Raw genomic sequence first — 1702 nt, 5'->3', positions numbered from 1 at the left:
TGTACTAGTCCCTGTCAAGTTGACAGGTAAAATAATATAATTTTTCGAGTCCTGTCTAAGCGGCTTTGCCACGGTATTCTACCGCGGTAAAGCCGCTTCTTTGTGTGGTTCGGTCGATGTAATTGAAGTAGTGGATTCCTTCTTCAATTAGCGTTATGAGTTCTGCTTCAGTTTTCGGCATCGGATGACTATCTAGCCAATTAAGTTTGAATTCATTCCACCAACGTTCCATCGGCGCATTATCATAAGGTGTTCCTGGTCGCGACATACTACGGACAACTTCATGCTCAGTCATTAGATTATTGAATGCGTTAGCCGTAAATGCTGAACCTCGGTCTGTATGGACCATCGGATGGACGTCTCCGGCATCTTTGAATGCTTGTTTAAAGGTGTCCATCATGGCTTCACTAGTTTCAGTAACACTTAGTTTGTAAGCTACTAAATAGCGGCCATATAGATCTAAAACACCACATAATCGCATTTTATGCTCGCCATTAATTCCATACCGAACTTCTGTAGAATCTGATAACCAGACTTGATTGGCGTCAGTCGCTAAATCAAATTGCCGATTTAAGATATTATCGCGCAATTCTTGTTCTGCTTGCTTGATCCGATGATGTTTCTTCACCCGACTCTGACATTTTAAGTGTAAGACAGACATCAAACGTTTTATGCGTTTTTCTGAAATGACAAAATCGATGGTTTCATCATGTTCAAGATAATGCGTCATTTTCCCGGCCCCGATTCTTTGGCGGTGCGCTTTGAAATGTTGACGGATCTTTTGTTTGAGAATTGTTTCTTGTATCTGCCAAGGCGTGCCCTCGTGGTGTTGCCATTGATTAAATGCTTGGCGGCTAACACCTATATGACGCAAGATGATCGCTTGAGCACCATGAACCTGCGAACTGACTTCTTGGATGGCTTGGTAAGCTAATTTATGTTGGCTATTCACTCCTTGTTCTGTAGTTCTTGGAATTTTTTTACGAAGAGATCTAGGACCTCCTGTTCTTTGAGCTTAGCTTTTAATTGCCGGTTCTCCAACTGGAGCTTTTCAACTTCGGTCATTTCTTCGATGGATTTCGTTCGTCCACGACCATCCTTAAGGGCGGCGTAGCCATTCTCTTTAGACTTGAGAACCCACGACCGAATTTGTTGGTATGACGTATTAAAATGTTCGGCTGCTTGCACATAAGTGTGTTTACCAGCGGTGACGTATTCCACGATTTCAATTCGTTCCTCAAAGGTAGTTTTACGACTCATAATGCGGACCTGCTTTCTTGACGGAGTAGCTGTCAATGCTTTATTGGTCCCATTATACTGGAATTTCTTGATCCAGTCCCTGAGTTGCCTTTCATTTCTTATTCCAAACCGCTTACTAATATGATGCAAGCTACCTTCATGATTTAAATAAGCTATTACGGCTTGTTGTTTGATCTCTGAGCTATAGCGTGTCCAATTGTGTCGTTCTTCCAGTCCCTTGATACCATCTTGCTTATAAAGCTCTTGCCACCTTTCCAGACTGTGTTGGCCAATACCATACGATTTCAAATAAGCAGCTTTGGTTAACTCGGTCGTTGATAAGCCAGTGATAATCGCTACCTTTTCCTCAGGTGTGAATCTGGTTCTAGGCATAATAAAATCCCCTTAAGATTAATAGATGAATTATTGTTTTTCATCTGTCAACCTTAAGGGGACTATAGCA

General features: G+C 41.9%; 2 protein-coding genes. Both read right to left on the bottom strand.

What is annotated here, in order from left to right:
- Nucleotides 1–55: 55 nt before the first annotated feature.
- The gene (locus FAY32_RS14380) at nt 56–952 is read right to left on the bottom strand and encodes an IS3 family transposase (RefSeq protein WP_143464128.1); all 897 of its coding nucleotides are present in this window, start codon (nt 950–952) and stop codon (nt 56–58) included.
- Nucleotides 949–1632: a helix-turn-helix domain-containing protein gene (locus FAY32_RS14375; protein WP_143464127.1), complete on the bottom strand. Its 684-nt coding sequence runs from the start codon at nt 1630–1632 to the stop codon at nt 949–951. Before FAY32_RS14375 ends, FAY32_RS14380 begins: the two co-directional genes overlap by 4 nt.
- Nucleotides 1633–1702 lie beyond the last annotated feature (70 nt).

The organism is Levilactobacillus enshiensis (genome assembly GCF_007115095.1).
Classification (GTDB): Bacteria; Bacillota; Bacilli; order Lactobacillales; family Lactobacillaceae; genus Levilactobacillus; species Levilactobacillus enshiensis.
Note: the sequence above shows the minus strand (reverse complement) of the source record. Positions and strands in the feature narration are given on the sequence as shown.